The sequence below is a fragment of the Streptomyces sp. HUAS MG91 genome (assembly GCF_040529335.1).
Taxonomy (GTDB): Bacteria; Actinomycetota; Actinomycetes; order Streptomycetales; family Streptomycetaceae; genus Streptomyces; species Streptomyces tabacisoli.
The window spans coordinates 48343-73885 of sequence record NZ_CP159534.1 but is presented as its reverse complement, the minus strand read 5'-3'; the positions used below and the strand labels follow the sequence as shown (position 1 = coordinate 73885).

At 66.7% G+C, this 25543-nt stretch carries 30 protein-coding genes; 11 read left to right on the top strand and 19 right to left on the bottom strand.

Annotated features, from left to right (window positions below):
- Positions 1 to 148: 148 nt before the first annotated feature.
- Entirely contained in the window at positions 149 to 1159 is a 1011-nt protein-coding gene (locus ABII15_RS00335) for an aldo/keto reductase (protein WP_353940180.1), read from the top strand.
- Positions 1160 to 1224: 65 nt separating this feature from the next.
- Here ABII15_RS00335 and ABII15_RS00330 read toward each other — a convergent pair.
- The 4 genes from ABII15_RS00330 to ABII15_RS00315 all read right to left on the bottom strand — a co-directional run bounded on the left by ABII15_RS00330 (position 1225) and on the right by ABII15_RS00315 (position 4662).
- Positions 1225 to 2045, bottom strand: a protein-coding gene (locus ABII15_RS00330) for an IS5 family transposase (RefSeq protein ID WP_353940179.1) whose coding sequence is annotated in 2 segments (ribosomal slippage) — positions 1225 to 1701 and positions 1704 to 2045 — 819 coding nt in all. Because the reading frame shifts where the segments join, the coding sequence is not laid out codon by codon here.
- A gap of 202 nt (positions 2046 to 2247) precedes the next feature.
- Positions 2248 to 2466, bottom strand: a complete 219-nt coding sequence (locus tag ABII15_RS00325) for a hypothetical protein (protein ID WP_353940178.1) — start codon at positions 2464 to 2466, stop codon at positions 2248 to 2250.
- A 212-nt stretch (positions 2467 to 2678) separates the two neighbouring features.
- Complete coding sequence (locus ABII15_RS00320; RefSeq protein WP_353940177.1) at positions 2679 to 3128, bottom strand: NUDIX hydrolase; 450 nt, start codon at positions 3126 to 3128, stop codon at positions 2679 to 2681.
- A 562-nt stretch (positions 3129 to 3690) separates the two neighbouring features.
- Positions 3691 to 4662 carry a hypothetical protein gene (locus ABII15_RS00315; protein ID WP_353940176.1) on the bottom strand — a complete coding sequence of 324 codons (972 nt, stop codon included), beginning with the start codon at positions 4660 to 4662 and terminating at the stop codon, positions 3691 to 3693.
- A 62-nt stretch (positions 4663 to 4724) separates the two neighbouring features.
- Between ABII15_RS00315 and ABII15_RS00310 the strand changes: the two genes are divergently transcribed.
- Positions 4725 to 5396, top strand: a complete 672-nt coding sequence (locus tag ABII15_RS00310; RefSeq protein ID WP_353940175.1) for a TetR/AcrR family transcriptional regulator — start codon at positions 4725 to 4727, stop codon at positions 5394 to 5396.
- A 359-nt stretch (positions 5397 to 5755) separates the two neighbouring features.
- Here the strand turns inward: ABII15_RS00310 and ABII15_RS00305 are convergent, their stop codons facing one another.
- The 4 genes from ABII15_RS00305 to ABII15_RS00290 form a co-directional block, all read right to left on the bottom strand.
- On the bottom strand, positions 5756 to 5989 hold the full coding sequence (locus tag ABII15_RS00305) for a DUF6233 domain-containing protein (protein WP_353940174.1): 234 nt from the start codon (positions 5987 to 5989) through the stop codon (positions 5756 to 5758).
- A 260-nt stretch (positions 5990 to 6249) separates the two neighbouring features.
- On the bottom strand, positions 6250 to 6576 hold the full coding sequence (locus tag ABII15_RS00300; protein WP_353940173.1) for a hypothetical protein: 327 nt from the start codon (positions 6574 to 6576) through the stop codon (positions 6250 to 6252).
- A 437-nt stretch (positions 6577 to 7013) separates the two neighbouring features.
- A complete protein-coding gene (locus ABII15_RS00295; protein WP_353940172.1) occupies positions 7014 to 7223 on the bottom strand; it encodes a hypothetical protein in 210 nt (69 codons plus the stop codon).
- A 423-nt stretch (positions 7224 to 7646) separates the two neighbouring features.
- Positions 7647 to 8378, bottom strand: coding sequence for a DUF4253 domain-containing protein (locus ABII15_RS00290; RefSeq protein ID WP_353940171.1), 732 nt, complete (start codon positions 8376 to 8378; stop codon positions 7647 to 7649).
- 135 nt (positions 8379 to 8513) lie between these two features.
- Here ABII15_RS00290 and ABII15_RS00285 point away from each other — a divergent pair, with 135 nt between their 5' ends.
- A complete protein-coding gene (locus ABII15_RS00285; protein ID WP_353940170.1) occupies positions 8514 to 8756 on the top strand; it encodes a DUF4265 domain-containing protein in 243 nt (80 codons plus the stop codon).
- Entirely contained in the window at positions 8642 to 8989 is a 348-nt protein-coding gene (locus ABII15_RS00280) for a DUF4265 domain-containing protein (RefSeq protein ID WP_353940169.1), read from the top strand. The genes ABII15_RS00285 and ABII15_RS00280 overlap by 115 nt, the downstream gene beginning before the upstream one ends.
- Before the next feature lie 51 nt (positions 8990 to 9040).
- On the opposite strand, the gene ABII15_RS00275 is transcribed toward ABII15_RS00280, so the two are convergent.
- On the bottom strand, positions 9041 to 9520 hold the full coding sequence (locus ABII15_RS00275) for a barstar family protein (protein ID WP_353940168.1): 480 nt from the start codon (positions 9518 to 9520) through the stop codon (positions 9041 to 9043).
- 120 nt (positions 9521 to 9640) lie between these two features.
- Between ABII15_RS00275 and ABII15_RS00270 the strand changes: the two genes are divergently transcribed.
- Positions 9641 to 9901: a hypothetical protein gene (locus ABII15_RS00270; protein WP_353940167.1), complete on the top strand. Its 261-nt coding sequence runs from the start codon at positions 9641 to 9643 to the stop codon at positions 9899 to 9901.
- Between the two features lie 424 nt (positions 9902 to 10325).
- Here the strand turns inward: ABII15_RS00270 and ABII15_RS00265 are convergent, their stop codons facing one another.
- A complete protein-coding gene (locus ABII15_RS00265; RefSeq protein WP_353940166.1) occupies positions 10326 to 10739 on the bottom strand; it encodes a hypothetical protein in 414 nt (137 codons plus the stop codon).
- A gap of 219 nt (positions 10740 to 10958) precedes the next feature.
- Positions 10959 to 11798, bottom strand: a complete 840-nt coding sequence (locus ABII15_RS00260; RefSeq protein WP_353940165.1) for an IS5 family transposase — start codon at positions 11796 to 11798, stop codon at positions 10959 to 10961.
- A gap of 427 nt (positions 11799 to 12225) precedes the next feature.
- Here ABII15_RS00260 and ABII15_RS00255 point away from each other — a divergent pair, with 427 nt between their 5' ends.
- Positions 12226 to 13065, top strand: coding sequence for an IS5 family transposase (locus ABII15_RS00255; RefSeq protein ID WP_353940164.1), 840 nt, complete (start codon positions 12226 to 12228; stop codon positions 13063 to 13065).
- A 38-nt stretch (positions 13066 to 13103) separates the two neighbouring features.
- Here ABII15_RS00255 and ABII15_RS00250 read toward each other — a convergent pair whose 3' ends face one another.
- Entirely contained in the window at positions 13104 to 13364 is a 261-nt protein-coding gene (locus tag ABII15_RS00250) for a hypothetical protein (protein ID WP_353940163.1), read from the bottom strand.
- A 600-nt stretch (positions 13365 to 13964) separates the two neighbouring features.
- Here ABII15_RS00250 and ABII15_RS00245 point away from each other — a divergent pair.
- Together ABII15_RS00245 and ABII15_RS00240 are read left to right on the top strand one after the other, a co-directional pair.
- Positions 13965 to 17081, top strand: coding sequence for an RHS repeat-associated core domain-containing protein (locus tag ABII15_RS00245; protein WP_353940162.1), 3117 nt, complete (start codon positions 13965 to 13967; stop codon positions 17079 to 17081).
- A gap of 564 nt (positions 17082 to 17645) precedes the next feature.
- Positions 17646 to 18092: an SRPBCC family protein gene (locus tag ABII15_RS00240; RefSeq protein WP_353940161.1), complete on the top strand. Its 447-nt coding sequence runs from the start codon at positions 17646 to 17648 to the stop codon at positions 18090 to 18092.
- A gap of 15 nt (positions 18093 to 18107) precedes the next feature.
- Here ABII15_RS00240 and ABII15_RS00235 read toward each other — a convergent pair.
- Both ABII15_RS00235 and ABII15_RS00230 read right to left on the bottom strand, forming a co-directional pair.
- Positions 18108 to 18916, bottom strand: a protein-coding gene (locus ABII15_RS00235) for an IS5 family transposase (protein WP_353940160.1) whose coding sequence is annotated in 2 segments (ribosomal slippage) — positions 18108 to 18596 and positions 18599 to 18916 — 807 coding nt in all. Because the reading frame shifts where the segments join, the coding sequence is not laid out codon by codon here.
- Between the two features lie 814 nt (positions 18917 to 19730).
- On the bottom strand, positions 19731 to 20561 hold the full coding sequence (locus ABII15_RS00230; RefSeq protein WP_353940159.1) for a hypothetical protein: 831 nt from the start codon (positions 20559 to 20561) through the stop codon (positions 19731 to 19733).
- A 351-nt stretch (positions 20562 to 20912) separates the two neighbouring features.
- Here ABII15_RS00230 and ABII15_RS00225 point away from each other — a divergent pair, with 351 nt between their 5' ends.
- Complete coding sequence (locus ABII15_RS00225) at positions 20913 to 21074, top strand: hypothetical protein (RefSeq protein ID WP_353940158.1); 162 nt, start codon at positions 20913 to 20915, stop codon at positions 21072 to 21074.
- A gap of 54 nt (positions 21075 to 21128) precedes the next feature.
- Here the strand turns inward: ABII15_RS00225 and ABII15_RS00220 are convergent, their stop codons facing one another.
- The 4 genes from ABII15_RS00220 to ABII15_RS00205 form a co-directional block, all read right to left on the bottom strand.
- Positions 21129 to 21809 carry a hypothetical protein gene (locus ABII15_RS00220; protein WP_353940157.1) on the bottom strand — a complete coding sequence of 227 codons (681 nt, stop codon included), beginning with the start codon at positions 21807 to 21809 and terminating at the stop codon, positions 21129 to 21131.
- 128 nt (positions 21810 to 21937) lie between these two features.
- Positions 21938 to 22324 (bottom strand): fic family toxin-antitoxin system, toxin component, encoded by a 387-nt coding sequence (locus ABII15_RS00215; RefSeq protein ID WP_353940156.1) that lies wholly within the window; start codon positions 22322 to 22324, stop codon positions 21938 to 21940.
- Positions 22321 to 22632 (bottom strand): DUF1778 domain-containing protein, encoded by a 312-nt coding sequence (locus ABII15_RS00210; protein WP_353940155.1) that lies wholly within the window; start codon positions 22630 to 22632, stop codon positions 22321 to 22323. Before ABII15_RS00210 ends, ABII15_RS00215 begins: the two co-directional genes overlap by 4 nt.
- A gap of 526 nt (positions 22633 to 23158) precedes the next feature.
- Positions 23159 to 24055 (bottom strand): LysR substrate-binding domain-containing protein, encoded by an 897-nt coding sequence (locus tag ABII15_RS00205; RefSeq protein ID WP_353940154.1) that lies wholly within the window; start codon positions 24053 to 24055, stop codon positions 23159 to 23161.
- Positions 24056 to 24153: 98 nt separating this feature from the next.
- On the opposite strand from ABII15_RS00205, the gene ABII15_RS00200 reads away from it, so the two are divergent.
- Positions 24154 to 24519 (top strand): nuclear transport factor 2 family protein, encoded by a 366-nt coding sequence (locus ABII15_RS00200; RefSeq protein ID WP_353940153.1) that lies wholly within the window; start codon positions 24154 to 24156, stop codon positions 24517 to 24519.
- Between the two features lie 155 nt (positions 24520 to 24674).
- Here ABII15_RS00200 and ABII15_RS00195 read toward each other — a convergent pair whose 3' ends face one another.
- Positions 24675 to 25013 carry a hypothetical protein gene (locus ABII15_RS00195; RefSeq protein ID WP_353940152.1) on the bottom strand — a complete coding sequence of 113 codons (339 nt, stop codon included), beginning with the start codon at positions 25011 to 25013 and terminating at the stop codon, positions 24675 to 24677.
- A 180-nt stretch (positions 25014 to 25193) separates the two neighbouring features.
- Here ABII15_RS00195 and ABII15_RS00190 point away from each other — a divergent pair, with 180 nt between their 5' ends.
- Complete coding sequence (locus ABII15_RS00190; RefSeq protein ID WP_353940151.1) at positions 25194 to 25403, top strand: GNAT family N-acetyltransferase; 210 nt, start codon at positions 25194 to 25196, stop codon at positions 25401 to 25403.
- Positions 25404 to 25543 lie beyond the last annotated feature (140 nt).

The window sequence follows — 25543 nt, the reverse complement described above, 5'->3', positions numbered from 1 at the left end:
GACAGTTTGTTACTCGCTGCTGCTGGATTCTCTTATACGTCTGGGCGGAACGGTCGAAACCTGACACGGCGCGCATGCCGCACGCCTCCGAATTCCGGACCCAGCGGTACTTGCGTTAGAGCGCACTCCAACTCCTAGGTTCGGAGGCATGCGATACACCAAACTCGGAACGACCGGGCTGGAAGTCTCCGCAATCGCCCTCGGCTGCATGAGCTTCGGTGAGCCGGACCGGGGCGGCGATCCCTGGTCGCTGGGCGCGGATGCCAGCCGGGACATCATCAAGCAGGCCCTCGCGGCCGGCGTCAACTTCCTCGACACAGCCAATGGATACAGCGCCGGAAGCAGCGAGGAGATCGTCGGCCAGGCGGTCAAGGACTTCACCCGGCGCGAGGAGGTCGTCCTCGCCACCAAAGTCTGGATGCGGATGCGCCCCGGCCCGAACGGCTCCGGGCTGTCCCGCAAGGCGATCTTCGCCGAGCTCGACGCCTCCCTGAAGCGACTTGGAACCGACTACATCGACCTGTACCAGATCCACCGCTGGGACTACGGCACCCCGATCGAGGAGACCCTCGAGGCGCTGCACGACGCGGTCAAGTCGGGGAAGGTCCGCTACATCGGAGCCTCTTCGATGTACGCCTGGCAGTTCGCCAAGGCCCTGTACCTGGCTGACCTGAACGGCTGGACCCGGTTCGTGTCGATGCAGGACCACTACAACCTCATTCACCGCGAAGCAGAGCGGGAGATGCTCCCGCTCTGTGCCGACCAGGGCGTCGGCGTGGTCCCGTGGAGCCCGCTGGCGCGGGGCAGGCTGACGCGGGGCCGGGACACCGCCTCGGCGCGTGCCGAGACCGACGAGGGCGCCAAGATCCTCTACCGCGACGGGGACCAGGCGGTGGCCGAGCGCGTCCACGAGATCGCCCGCAAACGGGGTCTGTCCGCGGCCCAGGTCGCCCTGGCCTGGGTCATGCGCAACCCGGCGGTGACCTCGCCCATCGTCGGGGTCACCAAGGCGGCCCAGCTGGACGACGCGGTCGCCGCGGTGGACGTCGTCCTCGATGAAGAAGAGGCCGCCTACTTGGAGGAGCCCTACCAGCCTCACGAGGCCGCCTACCTGGAGGAGTCCTTCTACAAGTCGTGGCCTGTGGCGGGTTCCCGGTAATCAGGGCTGCCGTAGGGATTTCGACGGTAGCCCTGGGATCCTGCGGTCGCGTCTAAGATGTTGTCCTATGTGGTGAGGTGGAGCAGTCGCTTGTCGCCGCACAGGGCGGCTGCGAGTCCGAGGAAGGCCAGGTAGTTGGCGGGTTGGCGTTCGTAGCAGGGGCTGAGTCTGCGGTAGCCGGTCAGCCAGGACAGGGTCCGTTCGATCACCCACCTGCGACGTCCCAATCGTTCGCTGGATTCGATGCCCTTGCGCGCGATGCGGACGCCGATGTGTTTGCCCCAGAGCCATCGCCGCAGGTGGGGAACGTCGTAGGCCTTGTCGGCGTGGAGGCGTTGGGGTTTGCAACGGCGGCCGCGGTGAGGGTCGTGTTGCGTTTGGAGACCCGCAATCATCGGCTTCAAGCCTTCGCTGTCGTGGACGTTCACCGCGGAGATCCCGACGGCCAGGGGCAGTCCGTTCGCGTCCGACAGAATGTGCATCTTGGTACCCGGCTTGCGCCGGTCCACGGGGCTCGGACCTGTGTGTCCGCCCCCTTTTTTTTGGCGCGGACATGGGCGGTATCGAGCACGACACGGGTGACGTCGATGAGGCCGGCGTCGTCGAGTTGGTGGAGCACGGCCTCGTGCAGGCGGGCCCAGACACCGGCCCTGGACCAGATCAGGAACCGGCGGTGGGCGGTCGACTTCGAGATCCCGAAGCAGGGCGGCAGTTGTCGCCAGGCGCATCCGCTGACCAGCACATAGATGATCGCGGCGAACAGCGTCTCATCAGGTGTGTCCGAAGTCCCGCCATCCTGCGGCCGCACTCTCGACGGTGGAATCAGCGGCTTCGCAGTCTCCCGCAGCCCGTCCGGAACGATCCAACTCCACGTCCCCTGACCCATGCTGCGGTTCTCTTCCTCCTCACCACATAGGACAACGTCTAAGTCCCCAGGGTCGAGGAGAGGGCTCCGCTCTCGCGGAGCCCTCGGTCAGTCCCGCCAATCGAGTTGCTGTTCCGGGATGCCGACGGATCGCCCATAGTTCTGGGCCTCCTGACGGCCCCCGGCTTGGCCGCGGGGTAGCGGAAGATCTTGCTGGCGAAGATCACGAACGTGTCGGTCGAAGTAGGGATGAAGCCAGATGATCCGCGAGATGCTGAGCCGCAGACTCTTCGGCGGTGAAGTCCAGCAATGTCCACAGTCGCGGCTGGTCATCCGCCGCATCCGTCACCTCGACTCGCGTGAGATTGGTGACCTGCAGACGGATCCCAGCCATCTGCGCTCCAACCCTCAGGCTTTCAGCGATCAGTACCCCTTCGAGCATCCGGACCTCCTTGATGTGCACTCAGAAGCACTAACGGACGGTCCGTGTCCACGTGTTGGGGCGATTGGCGTAAACGATCTGAACTGGCCCCACCTTTCCGGCCTGAGTTGGCCTAAGGGGCAGCTTTCTGTGAGAGCTGTTCCGGTCTCGGATCGCCCCGGCTTTCGGTGTCAGTTGGCCCCAGTGGCAGGTGGACGGGCATCACGGGGGTCTCACGGGGCCTTGGGGTGGGCAAGGATGGTGAGGTCTTCTCCAGTTGCTGCCGTCCGTTGCAGGAATGATGCGACAGCCTCGGGGATCAACGGGAGGGTATCCAGGGCTGCGGAGGTGTGGGAGATTTCTTCGAGCTGGTAGGTGCCGTGGTCAGGGTTGTCGATCTCCGGTCCGGTTCGGCTGCATTCGGACCAGCTGGTGATCCGGGCAAGGTAGACGTGGTCGCGTTGGTGGGTATCGTCGAAGGTCAACAGTTGGCCGAGGACGTCCGGGGTGCCACCAGTCTCTTCGCAGACCTCGCGGGTCAGTGCTGCGTGCAGGTCCAGGTCGTCGGGCTCGACGTGACCGCCAGGCAGGGTCCAGTAGGGGATGCCGCCGGGCCAGGTGCGGCGGATCAGCAGCAGCCGGTCGGCGGGGGTGAGTAGGACCGCGCGGACGCACTCGATCATGTGGATCCTTCGGGCCGGGCCGGGCCTGGGCGGGTTGGTGACCTGTATGGGGGACTCGCCAATTGTGGCGCAGTCCGGCGTTGTTGGAGGGGCCGTCGAGTCCTCGTCTGGCAGCACGTCCGGATGTGCGAGGCCACCCCGCAGGTCCTGATTGCGGAGGGCTTCACCGCCGCGCACGACGTCGCCGTCTCCGTCCCCTGGGCGTCGGATCTGTTGAACGGCTCTGAGAGGCATTCGCGCGTGATGGCTAGCTGTCACGCGGTGACGCGCACTGCAACGCCCGCTCGGATGCGCCATCCCGTGATGGTCAGCCGTCACGGGTGGCCCGGGACGGCTTGCGCATCCGCCAGGCCGTACGACACGCAGGCGAGCAGCACACTGCGTCGCTGCGCCTGCGGATCGAGCCACGGCGCCTGCACGCAGGGCACCGCCCTTGAGTCCACTGGCTTTGTTCACGAGTTCCGCCAGCGCCTGTTCACGGATTCGGGAGGCGCCTGCGCCAGGCGGTGTTCGATGTTCATGAGAAACGGCAGCACTGCGGTTTCTACCGCTGGCCGCGCTGTCACCGGGCCGACACAGCCGGTGGGTTGCTCAGTTCGTTGATGAGTTGCCGATAGGTCGCGAAGGCTGGCTTGCGGGTGTAGTCGTCGTTCAGGAGGCCGAAGTGATGGAAGAGCCCTTCGGCGTTACTGTCGGCGTCTCGTAGGGCGAAGAGCGAGTAGCCGTCGATGTTCAGGTCGGCGGCGAGGGCCGCGATGGTCCGGATGACGGTGTCGAGTACGGCGGTCTGTCGCTGCTCGGAGCGGCCGGGGCCGGTGGGCCAGCCGTTCTCGCACACGCGGATCGGGACGGTGTCCGGTATGCCCGCCTGCGCCAGGCTGGTGTAGCGGAACGTGGTGAGGACCGCAGTGACCGCGTCTGCCAGCTGGTCTGCGGCAACGGGCCGGAACACGTCCGGGAAGAAGTCCAGGCCGACGTAGTCCAAACTCTGCCGGAAGCGCGCGTCGGCCAAGGCACCAAGGCCGGACCAGAAGCTGTCGGCCGGGTCGAAGGACGGCACGGCATTGAAGCCGACCGCCACGCGGTGACCGAGGGCCTGGATCTCCTCTTTGGCGGCGATGACGCCCTGGACCAGCGCGTTCAGGACGTTGGGAGTGCTGCCGTCGACGGAGGGGAGGTCGAGGTTGGGTTCCTCGCAAATCTGGACCGATGCCAGCTGAGGTCCGCCGGTCCGGATGGCCTCGCGAACAAACTCCGGCCACCCGTCCAGCTCGCCGGACGGCTCGCGGAACTGCAGTACGAGGTCCAGCGTGCGACCGCGCTGGAGATAGGCGTGCGGGTCGGCGGGCGTGGGCACCGTCTGCGGTGTCGCGACGGCGGCGAACGAGCGGTACGCGCGCACCGCCAGCGTGGCGGCGTCGCCCTGCAGTTCATCGAGAGCCTCGACGACGCGCTCCGGCGCGTCCGGACGGACCGGATGGATGATGCCTTGGTCGTCGCCCAGCATGCCACCGGGATAGATGCCGAAGGTCATAGTCATGCTCGCCCCAAACTTTGGTGTCACACCAAATTTGGTGTGACGCTATCATGCGGCGCATGGGCCTTCGAGAGATCAAGAAGAAGCGGACCCGTACGGCGATCGCCGACGCAGCCCTGGGACGTTTCCTGGAGCACGGCTTCGACCAGGTCACAGTCGCGGAGGTGGCACGGCATGCGGGTGTGTCCACCAACACGGTGTTCAACTACTTCCCCACCAAGGAAGACCTGTTCTTTGACCGTCAGGCCGAAGCCGAGGACCACCTCGCCGCCCTGGTGCGCGACCGAACACGGGGCACCTGCCCGGTCGTGGCCGTCCGCGACGACCTCCTTACCGCCCTACAGCAGGAACACCCGATGCTCGGACTCCAGCCCGGCGCATCCGCGTTCTGGCAGGTAATTCAGGACAGCCCGGCACTACGCGCCCGCGAACGAGAGATCGGCGAACGCATCGAGGCCGCTCTGGCGACCGCCCTGACCGAACATCCGCCGAACACCGCAGAAGCACCCGACAGTGCTGGCCCCCCGCTCTCAGCCCTCCTCGCTGGCACCATCGCCGGAACACACCGCGCGGCCCTGCGCGAGCTCCGACGACGCATCATGTCGGGCGAGCCACCTGCGCACGCCCGCGACTCCATCGCCTCGGCAGCCCTCCGGGCATTCAACCTCCTCTGCACCGGACTTCACGCAAGGAGCGAACAGACGTCGCACGAGCTGCCGGCCCCCTCGTGACAGTGTCCGAGACGGAGCCCTACTGACGCTGATGCTGTCGAAACCCGTGAACCGTTCGACTCGCTCTGCGGCGCCGGGTGCCGCCCAAACCCATGAACAAGTACTGCTCGTTCTCGCGGACAGAGCCAAGTCCACAGGATCTCGCCTTGGATGATCTCTATGCCCCGGTAGACGGCCCGCTGGTACAGCTTGTTGTGGCGCTGTACCCGCCGCCAATTGCGGCTGCGACAGGTCAAGTCGCAGTATCGCCGGTTGGGACCGGATCCCCTGGGGAGCGGCGCGCGACACTGCGCGCACCGCCGCACGGGCTCTTCGGCACCGTCCCAGCGTCCCGCCCGTCCTGGCCCGGGGGGAAGGGCTCAGGCGCTGGCGTAGGGGTCCGTGGGCGGCGGCACGTTGTGCAGAGCAGGCAGCGGATTGCAGACCTGACAGGGCCGGGCAGCCGCACCGGCCGGGCCGGCCAGCGCCGCGCGACCCTCCTGAGCGTCGACCACCTCGGCCGACCGCGCGAACTCGCAGTCACCACGGTGCAGCGTCCACCCCTGACCGGACCGGTCCGCCTCGACCGTGAAACCCAACCAGCGGTGCGCCACCTAAGGCGGTGCCGCTCGGTGGCGGCCTCGCTCCGCAGACGGCGGATCGCGTCCCGCTCGCGCCCGGCCTGTCACTCCAGCCACGCGAGCACGGCCTGGTGCATGGCCAGCCGCTGTTCGACCGGCAGTTCGGCAGACAGAAATCCGCTCACAATGTCGATATCACGTGGCCTCGACACGGCAGCGGGCGGTGCTGTCCTCTGTCATGGAACCTTGACCGATTGCTACTGAAGTTTGAGCGATCGTCTCCGCCTGGTCTGTCAATGCCTTCGAGCAAGGCGGAGCCAACCGAGGGTGCACGGCGGTAGGGCCAGTTGCGCGGCCGCGGTGAGCCACAACTGGTGCGTCCAGGCCAGCCATATCAGCAGCATCGGTCCGGCCAGCGACGTCAACGTCAGTACACAGAGAAGAGCGATCTCACCTGGCTTTCCGGACGGCACCCGCTGCACCTGAAGAGCTTCGCCAAGTCCCCGCAAGAACGCCCGCCACAAAAGCACCACGGTGAGCGTCCACAGACTCGCGACAGCAGCAGTTGTGAAAATGGCCGCGCTTGAGTCCACGAGCAGCTCCGTCTGCGTCCATCTCATGCGGGGAGTCTGCAGTCCGGGACGCGTTGGAGCCTGAGTAACCGTACTCACGCCGCGCCCCTCCTCGGGACCTGCTGCGCCGTACGCCGACGGGTGGGGCAGAGACGACCACTCAAACTTCAGTGGCAGTCGGTCAAGGTTCTGGTGACTGAGGACAGGAGCTCCAGCTGGCGAGCGGGCTACCGTCGACCTGCCGGTCGCCCGTGGGGCCCGCTCCGGGCTGGGCGGCCGGCGCCCCCAGACGCAGCACCCCGAAACAGGGAGCAGCAGTCGGACGGGCGCAGCAGCAGGCATACAGCAGCGCGCTTCTTTTCGGGGTGGGGGCAGGGATCCCGGCCCCCACCCTAAAAAGTTGATTCCGTGTGCCCACGCTCTGCGATCACGCATGCCCCGACAACCACCCCGAGGGCGAGCTCACCCCGCCGCGAGGCCTGGCTTCAGCGTGTGGAGTCGTCGCCGCTCGTCGGAAGCTGTGTCAGTCCTTCCGACCAGTGGTTCGACCAGCCGCAGCCGCCACACGCATAGCGCCCGTTCACCCCGGCAATCATCGTGCCGCACTTCTCGCAGGCCCGTTCAGTGATCTGCTGCGTGGCGAGGAACGAGGCTGCGGCCTCGGCCTGCGTGACAGCGTCGTGGGGGTCGCTCATGCCCGGCACCCTACCCGCGTACCCGGCAGCGCGACGGGGGTCGTCTCGGTGCTGGTGCAGACCGGAGGTTCGACACCGCTGATCGGACCGCACTGGGGGCAGGACCAGGAACCGCCCGGGCCCTGCTGTGCGCTGCCGCCACAATTGGGGCACTGCATGGGGTCTCCCTCTTGGCAGAGGGCGTTCTTCGAACGGTAGGTCGTGCGGGGCGTGTTCGGTAGAGGTGCGGGTCGGCCAGCGGCTGTCTGGCGGTCAGCTGGAGACGCCTGGCGTATCGCACGCCGTGCGGTGGGTGTCTTGTTCCTCGTCGCGCCGGCGGCGTACGTGCGGGGGTTCACGAGTGGGGGACCTGCACGGCCGAAGGCCGTTGAAGATCTCTTCCCGGAACTCAGGTGATCGTTTCCCGTGGTTTTGGTGTCGGGGTCAGTCCCACCAGAAGTTCCAGCTGTTCATGCCGACGATGCGTTCCGCGTAGGCGGCCAGGGTGCAGGGGTGGAAGCCCTGCCAGATGTTGTCCGGGCAGAACGCGAAGTGTTCGGCGGCGACGAGGAGGGCGTCCTGGGTATTCGTCGGGGGTGCCGCGATGCTGAGGTGGAGGGTGTCGATGCCGACGGCTACGACGCGTGCGCCGAAGCGGCGTTCCCAGTCGCGGACGATGGCGGAGAACTTGGCCGTGTCGTTGTCGTAGTTGGCGGGTCCGTCCCAGCCGACGGCGGTGAGCGCGTCCGCGCCGCAGGCGGCGGCGACGAGCCCGAGGCGCGCTTGGGGGTGTTGGTCGGCGAAGACGTGTGCGTACTCGACGGCCATCTCGTCGCCGCCCGTCGCGGGTTCGTGGCTGAGCAGTGGGTTCGACCAGGTCCGGGTGAACGGTACGGTGACGGCGAACCGTTCGTCCGGCGTCAGCAGGTCGTCGCCCTCGTCGATCTCCGTGTACGCGCACCACCACTGCGCCAGGAGGTCGGCCGGGTTGTGCGCGCGGGGTGAGGTCATACGCTCGGGGAACAGCTCGCCGGATGCCCAGGGCCGGAATTCGGCGTCGCGCGGGTCATGGGCGTCGAGAAGAAGCGGCCACAGGCCGGAGCTGCTGTGCTCGGCGAGTAACCGGGCCCACAGATCGGCGGAGGCCGGGGAGGTGCTCAGCCACAGTGGCCGCACGTCGCCGCCTCCTTCAGCGGATGTGATCATCCGTCCCGCCTGGAGCGGTACAGCAAGAGAGGCAAGCAGTTCAGGGGTCACGAGCGGAGCCTAGTTCGAGGGTCTGACCATGAGGATGATGATGCCGTGACGAGCGTGACTGATGATCATGTGAAGATCCACTTCCGGATGGACGTGGGCGAGGACGGCTGGCCGCCGGCGAGCGTGGAAAGCCTGTGGGCGGTCGATCTCGGTGACGGGACAGTCCGGTTGGACAACACTCCGTGGTTCGTACGCGGAGTCGCCAGCGACGACATCATCCGCGTGGAGATCGACGAGGACGGCGCCCGCTGGGCCGGAGAGACGGTGCGGGCTCGCAGAACTGCACGATCCGGCTGATCGTTCTCAGAGACGGTGGCTCTGCCGCTACCCGGCAGAGCGTGCTGGACGTCTTTCACCGCCTCGGTACGACCGGTGAGGGCATCGAGCAGTTTCGCATGGTCGCTCTGGATGTTCCGCCCGATGCCGACCTTCAGCAGATACGCAGGCTCTTGGAGCATGGTGCGGCGAAGGAATGGTGGCACTGGGAAGAGGGGTGCGTCACCGATGCCTGGAGATCCACGACAGCGTGACAAGTGACGCTGCCACGAGTCGCTGTGCTAAATGCAGTCCAGGCTGTGTTCTCAGCGGCGGCTGGAGTCGGCTCCTTCGTCGCTGTTCCACATGACGGGCATGGCACCCACCGGCTCGAACCGGATGTCGGGGTCGTTGCTGTGGACGCGGGCGAAGAAGCGGCGCTGCGCTACGGCCGCCCTGCGCGCCTGGGCGGCGATGATGTCCAGCACGATCTGGGCCGCGCCGGGGGACGTGGCGGCGAAGCGGTCGTAGTCGGTGAGGGACAGTACGAGTCCGGTGCCCTCGTCGGTCTCGTCGTAGGGGCCGAAGCAGGCCACGTCTCCGAGGCAGTTGTTGAGGGCGTCCAGGTTGTGGCCGTAGTAGTCGGGGAACTGCAGGGCTGCGGCGAAAGCTTGGTGCATGTCCCGTTCCGTCGCCCACGCATGCGCTTCCAGGTGGACGACACGGAAGCCACGGTTCTCCAGTCGCTGAACAAACCTGGTGAGAAGGCTGCGTCGCCAGAAGAGGGTCACGAAGGTGTTGCTCATGTACTCAATACCGGGAAGCCGATCCCTCGTGTCCTGCGGGGCCGGCTCCCGGGCGATGTCGCGCTGGAAAGGATCCAGTAGTCGGAAGAACGCGTCGACCGGTGTGGTGTCGGCTGGTGTGTGACGCTCGATCTCGGCGGCCAACGTCAGGGAGCCGGATGTCCCGTAGTGCTGATGGAGCCAGTTGACGAAGTCTTCTTCGGGCCAGAAGGCGAAGGGCTCGGGGACGGAATGCACGGCGAGCGCCACGCGGTAGCCGGCGAGGAGGGACTGCAGGTGCTGCGCTGGAAGCTGACCGCCGACCCGGCCGAGATCACCGCGCTGAACCAGGTGGCGGATGGGTGCGGGTACGCCGCCGTCGCTTACGAACCCGCCCTCTGACGAGCACCGAGGACCGCTCGCTGAACCTCTGACCGCACGGGCCCGGCAACGCGGTGGCTGCTGTTGGCCGCCCAGCCGTGCTACCTGAATTCGGCTCACTGCTGGGACACGGCCGGCTTCCGCCCGACCGACGCGGACTCTCCGTCCTTCTACACCAGCGCCTGCACCGCGTCAGCGGCCCGGGCAGAACTGTCCTGCCCGGACCGTGAGGTCACTCCCCGGCCTCGGCAGCACGTGCCACAAGGTTCCGAGCCAGTCGGACGGGTTGGTGAGTGAACTCGGCGAAAGGGACCGAACGACGCAGCGTGGTCATCACCGATGAGGCACGCGGCTTGTCACCGTGCTCATCAAGCAGTCTTCCTCACTAGTACCGCGGCTGGCTCCGTGCACGAGAAGGGCTGCCCGTCGGCTACGGCGCTGGTGGTCATTCCACTGTCAGAAGGAAGATCACTGTTCCCAGGATGAGGAGGAGCCCGCACACGAGAACCCCGAGAAGGAGCGTTCCGGCGACGCGGGCACTCAACGTGCCCCAGAACTCTGCTCGCCGACCGTCAGGGGTGTCGGTGCGCCAGTTTGACGGGATGTCGACGTGTCCCTCGAAGATGGCTGGCGCGGCCCTGCGTACGTCGCCTGGGTGGAAGTGATAGAAGGTCGGCTCCACCCCCCACGTGCCTCGGCTTGCCCCACCGAAGCTGCGGACGCGGACATCTGCACGACGGGCCGCACCCGGCAGCCAGTCCTTACGCACTGGCCACAGCTTCGCGACCTCCTCGCTGCTGAGCCACGACTCCTCTTCATGCACTGCTTCTGGCGTTTCCGGATCCGGCGTGTTCGCCATGCCTCCCCCTCGATCTAACAGGCCTCCAGTACACATCCGCTGCCCCGCAAGCCGATAGAGCGCTAGCGAGCTGGATCACGTGCTCACGACACGGCTGCGCAGCACTGGCTTTTGCGCAGGTGCGGCCTGCAGATGCCAGGTTGATGGTGAGGGAGAGGACAGCCCTTAGTGGGTGTTTCATTCTGATGTTTCGTCCCGACTTGCGAGCTTTGTGGTGTTCTAGGTGCCTCGCCAGCTAGGGGTGGACTCGCCGGTGAGGCGGCGGGCCATCAGGTCGATCATCCGGAGTTGGATGAGGGCGGCGGAGCGGGCGGGCAGGGTCTCGTAGTCGCGGGCGAGTCGGCGGAACATCATGAGCCAGCCGAAGGTGCGCTCGATGGTCCAGCGGCGGGGCAGCGGGGCGAAGCCCCGGCTGCCCGGGGCACGTTGGACCACTTCCACGGCGATGCCGAGCCGGGCGGCGTGCTCGATGCAGGTGGTGCGGAAGGCGCTGTCGGCCCAGAGCGTGCGCAGCCGGGGGAAGCGGGCGTGGGCGGTGTCGAGCAGGTGCAGGCCGATGGCGCTGTCCGAGGCATCGGCGGCCAGCACGAACAGGGCCAGCAGCAGGCCGGTGGTGTCGGTGATGGCGCCACGCTTGCGGCCGACGATCCGCTTGCCGACGTCCGTGCCCTGGCCGCTCAGGGGCACGTTGGCGGAGGTCTTCACGCTCTGGGTGTCGATCGCGCCGGCGCTGGGCTGGGCGTCGCGGCCGTCGGCCTCGCGGGCCAGGCGGTGCAGCAGGCCGTGCAGGCGGTCGATGACACCGTCGGTCTGCCAGAGCGCGAAGTAGCCGTAGACCGTCTGCCAGGGCGGGAAGTCGTGCGGCAAATAGCGCCATTGGGCGCCGGTGCGGTCCAGGTAGAGCAGGGCGTTGAAAATCTCGCGCAGGTCATGCAGGGCGGGCGGGGCGATGTCGAGCGCGCGGCGGTGGCGCGCGGCCCGCCAGTTCTCCAGTGTCGGGCCGATCAGCTCCCAGCGCTCGTCCGAGAGGTCGGTGGGATAAGGCGCTCGCGGTGTCATGGTGTAGGCGTAGCGCGGCCGCCGGACGGCGACCAGGCCGTTCGGGTGGGTCAGCCCGGGGACATCGTGGGATGAGACAGGCCGGGATGCATGAGGCAGGCATTTGGGGCGACTCACGGGTCTCTTCAGCTGAGCAGCGCACTACACAACTCAGCAGTCACGGGAGTAGTGACGGACAGACAGCTCATCCACGCGCAATGTCAGATCAAACACCCACTTACTGAGCGTTTCGCTCTGTTTGATAGCGGGATATAGGTATTTTCTGGCTCCGGCATCTTGAGGCATAGGGGATTGGTGCGGCAGGCGGGCTGCACCGGAGCAGGGGAGGGCCGTTTCGTTCCGACATCTCCTGTCTCCTCCCAACGTGTCGCCGTCCCGTCACCTTTGACGGCTGGTCACGCCCGCTGCCGCGCGGTACATCGGAAACATGACGCCGCGCGACGGGTATCCCAGCGACCTGTCGGACGAACGCTGGGCACTGATCGAACCGGTCCTTGCCGCCTGGCGGGCCCGGCGCTGCCGGGATGCCCTGGACATCGGCCGCCCGCCCGAGCACGACCTGCGCCAGATCCTGAACGCAATCCTGTACGTGGACCGCACCGGGATCCCCTGGCGCTACCTGCCCCACGACTTCCCGCACTGGAACACCGTCTACGGCTACTTCGCCCGCAGGCAGACCGACGGCGTCTTCGAGGAGCTCAGCGGGCTGTTGCGGCGCCTGGTCCGCGAGCGGGAAGGCCGCAGCAACGAGCCGTCGGCCTGCGTGCTGGACTCCCAGACCATCAAGACCTCCGCCAACGTGCGTCGCGCCGATCAGGGCACCGACGCCGGCAAACGGATCATCGGCCGCAAGCGCCACCTGGGCTGCGACACCCTCGGCCTGCTGCTGACCGTTGTGGTCACCGCCGCCAGCGTGTCCGACACCGCGGCCGGGGTGAGACTGCTGTCCCGCATCGCCGCCGCCCACCCCGGCGTGCGCAAGGCGTGGGTGGACGCCGGCTACCGCACCACCGCCATCAACCACGGCGCCCGCCTCGGCATCGACGTCCACCCCGTCCAACGCCCGCCCGGCAGCAAGGGATTCACCATCATCCCGCGGCGCTGGACCATCGAGCGCACCATCGGCTGGCTCATGCACCACCGCCGCCTCGCCCGCGACTACGAAACCCACCCGCACCGCTCCGAGGCCATGATCCACCTCGCGATGATCGACCTCATGGCCCGCCGCCTCACCGGCGAAGCCACCCCCAACTGGCGCGGCACCTGACCCGGAACCAAACACCCGCCACAGGGCGAAACGCTCAGTTAGGCGGCGGGTGTCCAGTCGCTGGTGTGTGTGGTGTCGGCTGCGCGGTCGCGGTTCTGGTGGTGTTTTTCGAGAGCGCGGGTTGTTGCCCAGAGCATGGCGGTGAGTGGCAGGGCGGCCCAGGTGAGGTAGAGGGCGGTGCGGTGGGTGTGGATTCCGCTGAGGGTGTATCCGGCGGTGCAGAGCATGGCGAGAGCGAGGTGCCAGCACAGCAGGCGTCCGAAGTGGCGGGCGAGGGTGGTGGCGGTGTGCGTGTTCACCGGGGACTCCTGGCTGTGGTGCCGGCCTTGGCGGCGGCAGCGGGTGTGGCTGGAAAGGAGTGGGGGAGTGCTGCGCGTGGGGTCTGATCACTGTGCCCGCTGGAAGACCGGTGATACCTGTGCATTACAGCCTTTCGCGCGATCATCCCAAGTCGGGGCAAAATGCCTCCTGACAGGTATAGACCTAGACGAATGAGGCATTGCCTGGTATCGCCGTATGGCGCAAAATCGCCTCTCCGTTGAACCGGCGGCGCCTAAGGCGGCTTGGACAGTCGATTTCACGTCAGCCTTCTGGCGGCTGCATGCGCAAAGCGTGCAAGCCGTCCACTCATTCTGTGCCCTTCGCACTGTTTTGACAGCGTTTCGGGTGCAGTAGGGGAGGGGCTGATTCCGCGCCGTGTGGCATATGCGTTCGCGGGAAGCCCGCCGGGACTTGTGTGTTTTCTGTGACAGGTTGTGTGCTCCTCGTGGCCACTGGGGTCAACAAGGTCTGTCTTCCTGTGGGGGGAAGCCTTGATACAACGCACCACAGGTGCGCGCCTTTCGCGCGCCCGCAACCGCTCCAGACTCGCCGCGCTCGCCGTACTCGCATCGGGCGCGATGACGGTGACGCTGCTGCCCGCGACGGGCGCGGCAGCAGCCGACGATCCTGCGTCGGCCTGGGGCAAGGACGCACCGTCGTTCAACATGCCGGAAGTGAAGGTCGGAGCCAACGAGCCGGCTGCCTCGAAGGCCGAGCGCACCCCGTCCGCCGACGTCGCGGAGTGGCGTGCCGCGCAGAAGAAGCGAGCCCAGGGCGGTGACGCGCAGGCGGCGCGTTCGGCGGCGGCCGCGACGACGACGTATGTGCCCGAAGGACAGGGCAAGGTCCCCTGGCACCGGTTCAGTAGTTTCGCGATCACTGACGCGCTGTCGGCACGCATCGACTACTCGACCGGCAACCTGATGCTGACGGCGACGGACTTCTCGATCGCGGGCGTCGGGCAGAACCTCACCCTGGCGCGCACCTACAACTCCCTCGACGCTCCCTGGGGCAAGGTTTCCCAGCGCTGGTGGCAGCAGTACGAGCGCTACCTGCAGGTCCTCGATGACGAGGTCGTCCTCTACGACTCCTCCGGCGACAGCGTCCGGTTCGCCAAGAACCGTGACGGCACGTTCAAGACGCCCTCGGGCTATTCGAAGGACCTGAAGAAGAACGCGGACGGCACCTACACGGTCACCAACTGGAAGTCCGGGTCGAAGGACGCGTCCGGCAACCTTGCCCGTACGACGGACGCCGAGGGCAAGACCACCACTTTCGGCTACGACGCCTCCCGCCGCCTCACCAAGATCACAACAGCGGAAGGCCGCGTCACGGTCTTCACCTACGACGACGCCAACCGTGTCACCTCGATGCTGCGGGCCACGGACTTCAACGGCTCTGGCCACACCGGCCCGACCTGGACCTACACCTACAGCGTGTCGAGCCCGACGGCGGCGGGGACAACGAAGGTCACCGACCCCGAACTGCACAGCACCTCGTACAAGCACAACGCCGATGGTGAGGTCAGCGACGTCACCGACGCGCTGGGCCGCAGCCGGTCGACGAAGTTCGATGCGAACCACAACATCGACACCTCCACCGACGCCATGGGCACCGGCGCCGGCGGTACCGGCGGCAACGTCATGGACTACGGGTTCAACACGCGCAACAACCTGGAGACCATCAAGTCCCCGACCGGCGGCCAGTCCGTCTCCAACTGGCAGACCATCGCCGGCGGCGACGTCCCCAAGGACACCACCAACGCCGACGGCGAGAAGACCACCTACGGCTACGACACGGCCGGCAACACCATGTCGGTCGCGCAGGCGGGCACCGGCGGCGGCAACGTCACCCTGACCCGCAACAAGACCAGCCCCACCTGCAACGGCTTCGAGGGGCAGGTCTGCGCCCAGGAGACGACGATGTCCACGGCGAAGAAGGTGAAGACCTCCTTCACCTACGACGACCAGGGCAACCTCAAGACGGTCAAGGCGCCCGCCCCGCTGGGCGATACGAACTACACCTACGACAGCCTCGGCCGCACCGAGACCCTCACCGACGGCCGCGGCATCAAGAAGGTCTTCGCCTACGACAACCTCGACCGCATCAAGACCGTCTCCACCACCAACGACACGGTCCGCTACTACTACGACGGCGACGGCAACCTGCGCCAGCGCGACGACTCCACCGGCACCGTCAAGTACCAGTTCGACCCCCTGCAGCGCGAGACGGTGCGCACCCTCCAGGACGGCTCCCAGACCCTCCTCGCATACACGCCGGCAGGCAACGTCGACTACTACCAGGACCCGGCCGGGAAGATCGACTACACCTGGAACGAGGTCAACACCCTCACCAGCCTGAAGGACCCCCAGGGTCTGACCACCAGCTACGAGTACAACCGCAACGACAAGCGGACCGTCACCAAGTACCCCGGCGGCACCACCCAGACCTTCGGCCTGGACAACTCGATGCGCCCCAAGTCGGTCAAGACGACCAGCCCGAGGGGCACCCTGGTCGACCTCGCCTACACCTACGGCTACGGCACGAACGCAGGCACCGACGGCGACAAGATCCGCACCAAGACCGACAACGCCACGGGCACGAAGACGACCTACACCTACGACGGCGCCGGCCGCTTCTCCTACGCCGCGGAGAACAAGGGCTCCACGCTGAACGAAGCCTGGCAGTACTGCTACGACCTCGCCGGCAACCTCACCAGCCAGGGCATCACCCCCGGCTGCCCCCGCGGCACCACCTACACGGTCAACGACGCCCAGCAGATCACCGCCAAGAACGACTCGTCCACTAACTGGTCCTACGACAATGCAGGCAACGAGACCGCCGCCGCCTCGACCCCTGAGGGCACCCGCACCGGCGAGAAATGGACGGACCACAGCCAACTCACCTCGCTCACCGTCGGCGGCAAGACCTTGACCGGCCAGTACGCCTCGACCGACCAGAGTGAGCGCATCCGCCTGGGCGACACCTACTTCCACAACGGGCCGATCGGTCTCGTGGGAACCTCAACCGGCGGTGTCGACACGGGATTTGTCCGCGAACCCGGGGGCACATTGAATTCCATGACCCGCAGCGGCAAGGCGTACTACTACCTCACCGACGCCATCGGCTCCGTCATCGGCCTGGCCGACGAGTCCGGCACGAAGGTCAACACGTACTCCTACAGCCCCCGCGGTGTCACCCGCAGCGCGAGCAGCGAGCAGATCGCCCAGCCCTACGGCTTCGCCGGCGGCTACGAGGACACCACCGGCCTGATCCACTACCAGGCCCGCTACTACGACCCCAACATCGGCCGCTTCACCCAGCCCGACCCCTCCGGCCAGGAACAGAACCCCTACCTCTACGCGGCAGGCGACCCCGTCAACCGCATCGACCCCAGCGGAACCGCGTCATGGGGTATCTCCTTTGGGGGCTGCAAGATCATTTGCGGCGAGTTGGGTATTTCGCAGAACCAGGACGGAAGCTGGCATCCCTCCGTCGCAGTCGGTGTTGGTTCCGGTCGAGGCGGCGACACGGGCGTGCAGTTGAGCAACGGCGATGCATCGAGCGGGGTGACCGAAGAAGCAAAGTGCTCGGGCGGAGGGTTCTCGGCATCTCTCGCTTCCGACAAATCGGTATCAGTCGGAAGCGGTTCCATGCAGGCCGAGTGCTCAATCATGATCAAGAAGACATGGTGAAAAGGGGAGGCAGTCCATGCTGGCGTTGGAACTGATGGCTCAGGATAAGCGACCGGAAGGACCTCCCTGGCTCACGGTCGTGATCATCGTGGGCGCTGTGGCTGCGTTCATCATCGTATTCGGTTCCATGTGGCGGAAGAAACGGTAAAGGCGAGCCTCATGCGCATATTCCTAGGGCTCCTCATCTGCCTGGTGGGATCGGCGAGCGTGCTTTTCTCTGCACGTTTCGCTCGGGGGAACCAGGCGAGTGCTGAAGTCGTGTACGGCCGAGGGAGCGGAAAATTCGCGCGCAGGTATGACCGCGTGATGTACGTCGTCATCGGCTCAGCCATGGCTGTTCTCGGCATCCTCTACGCCGTCGGCGTCATCTGACATTTATCAGCTCGAAAAGGCCGAACAAGGCGATCTGCGACTCCCACCGAAGGCGGTGGCAGCCCCCACCAGGAAAGAGGGGGCCGCCACCGCCTTCCGCGGCGACGACATTGCCCGCGAGAGCGTGTCATGCCACCGGAGCCTCAGAGGTCGTAACACGATCATGGCGAGACGCGGTTTACCCTTGCTGAGATGTCGTCCCTCGCTGTCACTGCTTCTTCGTACTCATCGGCGTCTGCCGCACTCGTCTACGCGGCGCTCCTGGATGCAGAGTCCTGGCCGTCGTGGTCCGCCTACGCCGACGTTGAGTGGGATGTGCCTGCGGGAGTCGACCGGCCGGCACGCGTGGGTGACCGGCGCACCATCCGTACCCGCACGGGACGTGTGTGCTGCCGCGAGCGCGTCGTCGAGATGGTTCCCGACCAGCGGTTCAGCTACGAACAGACAGCAGGGCTGTTCACATCTCATCGAGGCACTGTGGGCCTGGCCCGAGCCTCTCATGGCGGCACCGACATCACCTGGTCGGCGACCTTCCGGCACACCCTCCCCCTCTCGGACACGCTCAGGAGACGACGCCTGCAGGTGTGGGTCCACGATCTAGCGACATACGCCAACTCGATCGTGAGCCGTAACTCCTAGAAGTTCGCTGCAAGTTCATGATCCGGCCTTCTTCAGGCGCCTCCAGCAAATGAGGCAGCAGCCCAACGAGACAAAGGCATCGTGGAGTTCGAGGCGGCGTTCCCATCGGACGGCAAGGCGTTTGAACTGGTGGAGCAGGGCGAAGGTCTGCTCGACGACGTAGCGGAGCTTGCCCAGGCCCTTGATGTTCGGGGCGCCCTTGTGGGAGATCACGGGCAGGATCCTGCGGTGGCGCAGCTGTCGGCGTACGGCCTTCGAGTCGTACGCCTTGTCGCCCAGGACGCACTCGGGGCGCCGCCTGGGTTGGCCGGGCCGTCCGGCGACGGGCGGGATGCCGTCCACCAGATTGATGGTCTGGGTGATGTCGTTGACGTTCGCCGCGGTGGTGATGACGTGCAGTGGGGTGCCCCTGCCGTCGCAGATCAGGTGGTGTTTGCTGCCTGTCTTGCGCCGGTCGACCGGCGATGGACCGGTCGCGGCTCCCCCTTTTTCGCGCGAACGTGGGAGCCGTCCACGCACGCGCGGGACCAGTCAAGTTCACCGGCCGCGTTCAGCTCGGCGAGCAGGAGGCGGTGCAGTTGCTCGAAGACGCCGGCCTTCTGCCAGCGGTCCAGGCGCCGCCAGCAGGTCTGTCCGGAGCCGAACCCCAGCTCCAGGGGCAGGAGTTGCCAGGCGATGTTCTGGTGCAGGACGTACAGGATGCCCTGCAGGCACAGCCGGTCATCCACCGGCCTCGGCCCCGGCGACCGCTCGGGCCAGGGCGGGAGGAGCGGTTCGATCCGTGCCCACAAGCCGTCGTCCACGATCCAAGGCCGAGTCGTCACACGACACGAACGGCGGGATCACCAGATCGGTCACGCATGACCAGGGCACGTCAGCAAGATCGTGTTACGAGCTCTCAGGACGGCCCCGAGACGGATCGGGGCCCATCGGCCGGTTCCGCAGTTCCCTTGACGACAGGTGCTCCGCAGGCGGGCCGCGCATCGCTTCGACGACGCATTTCACAACTGAGGGACTTCGCCCTCGGGCCAGGTGTGCTGCCCTCGGACCTTGGGCCAGCTCAGCCCACCGATTCCTACAGGCTTCTGTACCGATGGCACACCGGCTGCGTCCTGGCGGAGCAATTGGAAGCGAGCGAGGATCGCCCCAGCTCTCCAATGGCAAACCATGTCGGGCGGGCCGGGCAGCGGACTGGCTGTGGCCGCTCCCCTGTGTGGGCCCCGCGCGGCGCCCTTCTGTCGGAGGCCGACACGCAGACAGCAATGCTCGTCGTGGCCGACATCGGGTGAGGTTCGCTCGGCTCGCACCCAGAACTAGACGATGCCCGCAGCTACAAGGGGTCCCCTGCGTCAGAACCAGGCGAGCTCGGTCGTCCGGCTGCTGGCGAACCCGCCCACGAGCACGACACAGGGTTTGTGCGGATCACCTCCCGTACGCCGTCGTTTCGAACAGGCCGTTGCCACGCTGAAGGGTTGGCCAGCCCTCCGCAAGATCCGATGCAGCACCAACGGGACACAGACCTTGTCCGGGCCGCCCTCACGCGCTCACAGTCGGCCAGCGGCCACCGTTGTCGTCTCCGGAGTTTCGGTGGGTGCCATGGACCCCGCCCCTTGGCAGGAGCGGGGTGTGTGCGGGCCGTCAGGCCTTCTGTGACTGCTGCTGGATGAGCTTGTCGGTCATGTCGGCGGTGTCGGAGGCCGGGGGCTTGCTGACGTTGATGTCGGTGCCGAAGTCGCTGAACTCCATAACCGTCTTCACCTTCCCCTTGGCTTTGCTGGACGAAGAAGAGGTGGAGCCGGGGGAGTGAACGGTCATCTCCATCTGCTGGCGCCGCGTCAGGCCCTTGTCGTCGACCCACAGATCGACCGGCACACTCTCGCCGAGCTGCTGACGCAGCTTCTTGGCCTTCTGCTCGTCACCCTGGGCGAGCTTGTCGATGTCGAGCATGACCCGGTAGTGCGTCGTGTCGACCCCGGTGACCTTCTCCTCGCCGATCTTCTTCACGTCCTTGCGCGAGAGAGAGTTGGAGTAGGCGAAGGAGTCAGCCGGATCACTGGCCTGGCTACTGCCGGCCGCACCGGAGGCTGCCAGCTTCGCCAGGTCGATCTTCATCCAGGTCTTGCCGCCGGGCAGCTTGCCCTCGCCCTTCGGCGGCTTCTGGTAGAGCGTCTTGTCCACCACACGCTGCTCCAGATGCTTGCCGTCCTGTCCCATGGTGAGCTGGCTGCTGCCGTGTGCGAAGTCCATGGCCCCCCGGCCTGTGATCTTCTCGCTCTTGCCGTCCGCGGCGACAGTGGAAGTGATCACCACTCGGGCTGAACGGGCGGCGACGGTCTTCTTGTTCGTTGCCTGCACCACCTGTGCCGGCGAGCTGGCCGCACCTGACGTGCCTTGCTTGGTCGGCTTCGCCTCTGCGTCATTGTCAGAACTGCATCCGGCGAGCGCCGCTACGGCCAGCAGACCGGCCACCCCGTACGCGGTCGTCCTGGATGTACGGGTGTTCGCAAAAGATGCCATGAGGCCCTTCCCGGTTCAAATGACCAATGTCAGACAGGCCCCGAATCCCCGATCTTCCTTCCCGTATGCCAACACCTGATCGTTCTACGACTCCTGCTGTATCTGCGTCCATGACGATCACTGGCGCGAAACGCATTCCTTACCCGGACGCGCCCAGCGTTCGTTGATCTCGGAGGCGCCGTGCTCTTACGCGATGGGGACGGTGTTTCGCGCCCCACCCCGGCGCCCACCCGCGCCGGAGTGGGGCGACCAGCTCCAGCAGGACCTGCTCCTCGGCCGCCTGCGCGGACGTCCCCTCCGCCTGTGCCCGCGCGGACTGTGTGGCGCACGAGGGCGGCGGCGTGGGCCGACAGCGCGGCCGAGCTGGGCGACGAGGTCGAGCAGCCGGGCGCGTACGCGGGCCGGGTCCAGCTCACGGGACTGAGCGAGTGCGACCACCGGCATTCGCAGCGGGCCTCTACCTGACCTTCGCGGGCTGGGTGACAGGGCAGTGTCTGACAGCTCCGGCAGCTCCTTGGATCAGGTCGGTGTGCGGATGCTCGGGGAAGGCCGGGCAGATATAGATCTGATGGTGTCGGTGCTGCCGACTTCGACCTTGGTCGGCTGCGAGGGGTCCTGGCCACAGCAACTACCAGCAGCGTTGGCGGCGTAGGCGGCGGCCTGTTCTTCGCAAGGCGCCCAGCTGTGTCTCTCACCGCCGTCCCATTCGAATGAGGCAATGGTCAGCAGCGGGACCATCTGCACATCACAGACCGGGCAGTACCGGGGGTTGGGGTCGGTGCGACCCCACGGAGGCCAGCCGCCGACCTTCCAGCCGGGCGCGTCTGCCAGATGGATGTCGTAGAACTCCCGCGGGTAGTCCGCGTAGGAGCTGTCCACGCTGGCGCCGGCTGCCTGCCATCTGTTCCAGTCCTCCACCATCAGCCGCATCTGGGGGCTCAGATCGAGGCTGTTGGGGTACTCGGTGATCGCCTCCGGTGCGAGCACGCACGGCTCCGGCAGATAGCCCGAATGGTTCACCTCGTACGGTTCGGGCGGTGTGGCGAGGATGTCGACAACCTCGGCGGCAGACCGCCAGAACAGCGCGGTCGACGGCTTGTGATCCGGATCGTGGTCGTAGGGGCACCACAGCACCTGGAGCAGATCGGCCTGTCCGGGCGGCCGCAGCAGGGGTATGTCGCGCAGGTAGAGCTGGGCCACAGGCAGCATGGGGACCAGGCAGTCTGCGGGCGGAGGACCGACAGCGAATCGCTCCGCGAGCAGCGCGGCGTTCCATTCCGCTTCACGACGCCCGCTCGCTAACCGTGCACGACGTCGTTAGCTGAGGATCAGGTGACCATCCAGTCGCGGAGCTGGCGCGCGATTCCGGCGACGCCGACGCGGTCCGACGCGGCGTCGCGCACGAGCTCGACCGCCGCCTTGGGCGGGTAGTCGAGGCGCTGTCCGTTGAGGAGCAGGTAGGCCTCGGCGGAGTGCCAGGCGAACGCGGCGTTGGAGTGTTCCAGGCAGGGCAGCTTCACCAGTGTATGCAGGAGGGTCGCCGCCTTCAGGTTCAGCGATCCGTAGATGTCGTGCTCCAGGGCGCGCGCGTTCACGCGCGCCACCGCTGCGTACAGCGGCCCGAAGTCGTCCACCTGCGGATCGCCGTCGAGGAGCTCGGCGGCATGGAGGAGGAACTGGACGTCGAGCCGGTGCGGAGGGTCTGGCTGGCTCACGCGGCGTGCCCCTGGCCCGGCTGCTGCACCTCGAGATCACGGCGCGCGCGTTGTTCGGCGGCGCGCTGCTCGGGGCTTGGATCCAGGTCGCCGGCATCCCTGAACGCGCCTCCGCTGTGCGCCATGGACGCCTGGAAGTTGCTCAGGAAGGACCGCTCCACCGCCGTCGCCCTGTCGTAGGCCGCCGACAGGATGTACTCCTGCAGTGACATGTTCTGTTGCCGCGCCGCAGTTTCAATGGCCTCGCGCTTCGCGGGGTCGGGAAACCGCAGGTTCAGGGCCTTCGGGGAGCCTCCGCCACTCGTCATGGTACCGATGGTACTACTGGCCCCTGCAAGGGGCCAGCGAACGCCCGCTTGCAGCGCGCGGCGGGGTCGGCCAGCGCCGGGACGACACGTCCCGCCCACCACGGGCACCAGCTTCCGGGGTGCGCCCGCCGAGCTCGCTGAGGACCTCACCTACCGCGGGGCGCTGCCGCCCGTCCGAAGACCCGTGAACGTCTCCACCCACACAGGCCCAGCCCGCAACACCCCACCCATACACGCAAAATGCCCAAACCTGAGCCTTCTGCAACACCCTTTAGCGGTCAGCTGCGCCCAGGAAGACATCGACTGCACTCGTCTGACCAGCGGCGTGGAGGATGTCCAGGTGGCCTCTGCTGGATCCGGAAGTGATCACGAAACAGAGAGAGGGGTACTCCGGGACCCGCTTCGGACGTGAGGCGGACCTTCTGCGCCGTCTTCGAGGCCGAGACGGTTAGGCCTGTGCCCTGAGTCGTCCGTTCGCGCAGTCCCGCATCGGTTGGACCAGGTGTCAGGGGATGCGCCCGTGTGTTCACGGAGTCGCTGGGTCGGGCTCGGTGAATGCCCGCCGGCTGTGCGCGAGTAGCTCACGCATGCCAGGGCTGTGGATGTTCTTCCAGATCAGGGCGAGCAATGCGGGCGCATCGACGTCATCGATGGTGCGGGCGGTGAGCCGGTCATGGTGGTGCGCGGCCATGGAGTCGCTGAGGACGGCGACGGCAAGCCCGCGGGCGGCGAGATCGGCAATGGCGTCTGCGGCGCTGGCCTGCAGCGCGATCGAGGGATGGAGGCCTTGCGCGGCGCATGCCTGGTCGAGTGCCGTGCGCAGGCCGGTGCCGGGCGGCATGCACACGATCGGGTGAGCGACCAGGTCACGCAGGGTGACCCGTCGCTGTTTCGCCAAGGGGTGCCCAGCCGGGACCGCCACGACGAGCCGCTCGCTGATGATGGTCAGCGCGTCCAGCCCGTCGGGGGTGTTGGTTGCGGCTCCGATGAGTGCCAGGTCGACTGCGCCGGTGCGTACCTTCTCGACGAGCCGGTCGGAACTGTCCTCCAGCAGCGAGATCTTCACACCGGGATGAGCCTCGTGGAACGCGGCGAGGGCGTCGAACAACGGGGTGACGGTGCAGCCGATGATCATTCCAAGTACGAGCTGACCCCGGATCAGATCGGTCACCTCACCCACCGCCTGCCCGACCGCTTCCGCGGCAGTGAGTGCGGCGCGGGCGTGTATGAGTGCGGCCTCTCCCGCGACGGTGAGGGTGACGGTGCGGCCCGACCGGTCGAACAGCTCGGCACCGAGCTCCCGTTCCAGCTGACGGATCTGGGAGCTGACGCCGGACTGACTGATCCGCACCCGCGCGGCCGCCCGGGTGAAGTTCTGCTCCTCGGCGACCGCGACGAAGTACTCCAGCTGCCTCAGCTCCATGACTGCAGATTCTAGTTTGCAGAAGATCCATCTGTTGGACTTCTGAATGATCGACGGCCACGCTGGAAAGCATCGACGCCCGACGTCAGGAGGAATTCATGCCGGAGTACGAGAAGGCCATGCGGCCCGAGGCCATCACCCGTTTGTTCGTCGAACGATCCAACGCCGGTGACGCAGCCGGGGTCGCCGCGCTGTACGAAGAGGGTGCGGTGATGGCCTACCCGCCCGGTCACCAGACGGTGGGCCGCGAAGCGATCCGCGCGCTATGGGAGAAGGTGCTGGCCAACGGCCCCCGCTTCGAGCCGGAACTACCGCTGCCGACGCTCATCAGCGGCGACATCGCCCTCACCTCGACCCCACCGAAGGATGGAGCCGGCGCCCGGGCGCAGGTCGTCCGGCGCCAGCCCGACGGAAGCTGGCTGCGCCTGCTCGACCAGCCCGAGTTCGCCCCTCCCACCCCCTGAAACCTGCCTCCGTTAGCCCGCGGAACCCAAGGCTGTCGAACCACGGCGTGCCCTGGCGAGCGAAGGCCACGGATGCCGTTGCCGTCGCGGCAGCCCTCACGGAGCCCAGTTTGTTCTAGGCCGGCGGCAGCTGGAGACCTCTTGGTGAGCGGAGATTATGAGGCCAGGGCCGCCGGCAGGTCGGAATAGGTGGGCAAGTGCGCGTGGCCGGGGTCCGTGGCGGCGATCGCTTTGAGGACCGCTGGTGATGGGGCGATCAGGACGACGGGACGCTGCTCGTGCACGGCCAGAAGGTGCGCGGCCAGGGTCGTGCGGCACGCTGTCACCTCGGGCAGGGCGAAGGCGATGGGACCCGTGTGATGCCGCAATGCCTCGCGGGTCGCGTGTCGCACGCTCTTGGGAATCTTCTTGCCCATGGCCCCGGCCACTTCGATCAGCCACAGATGACTGCGAGGCTGCGAAGTCACCACGGCAACACCAACGCCCGATGCCATCACGTCTCCCTCTGTTCGGACCCTGTCAGCCCGAAAGTCGGATGAAGCGCACCCACGCTACTCCCGGCGTCCTGTGGGCGGGCGTTCTCAGGGTTGTGTGTTGGTGGTCTGTGAGATCACGGCGTACAGCTCGCTCCGCTGTGGTTCGGGGCCCGCCGCAGCCCTGCCGGCACGCGGGGTGTGGGGCGGTATGGTGCTGGGCCGACCCGGCAAGGAGCCCAGGTGCCCGAGCGCCCTGTACCCTCACCCACCCCACGACTCGCTTTCCGGAGCAGGGCCTACAGCGACCTGGACGATTTGGCGGCGCTGCTCAGCGACCCGCACGTGATGCGTCATTACCCGCGCATCAAAACTCGGGAAGAGGCCCTCGACTGGATCGAATGGAACTAGCGCCTCTACCAAGACGAGGGATACGGTCTCTGGGTGGTCACGCTGAGGTCCACCGGCGAGTTCATAGGCGACTGCGGCCTCACGCCTCAGGAGATTGAGCCTTTTCCAACCTCACGCTGATGTGTGGTGCAGGCCCTCCT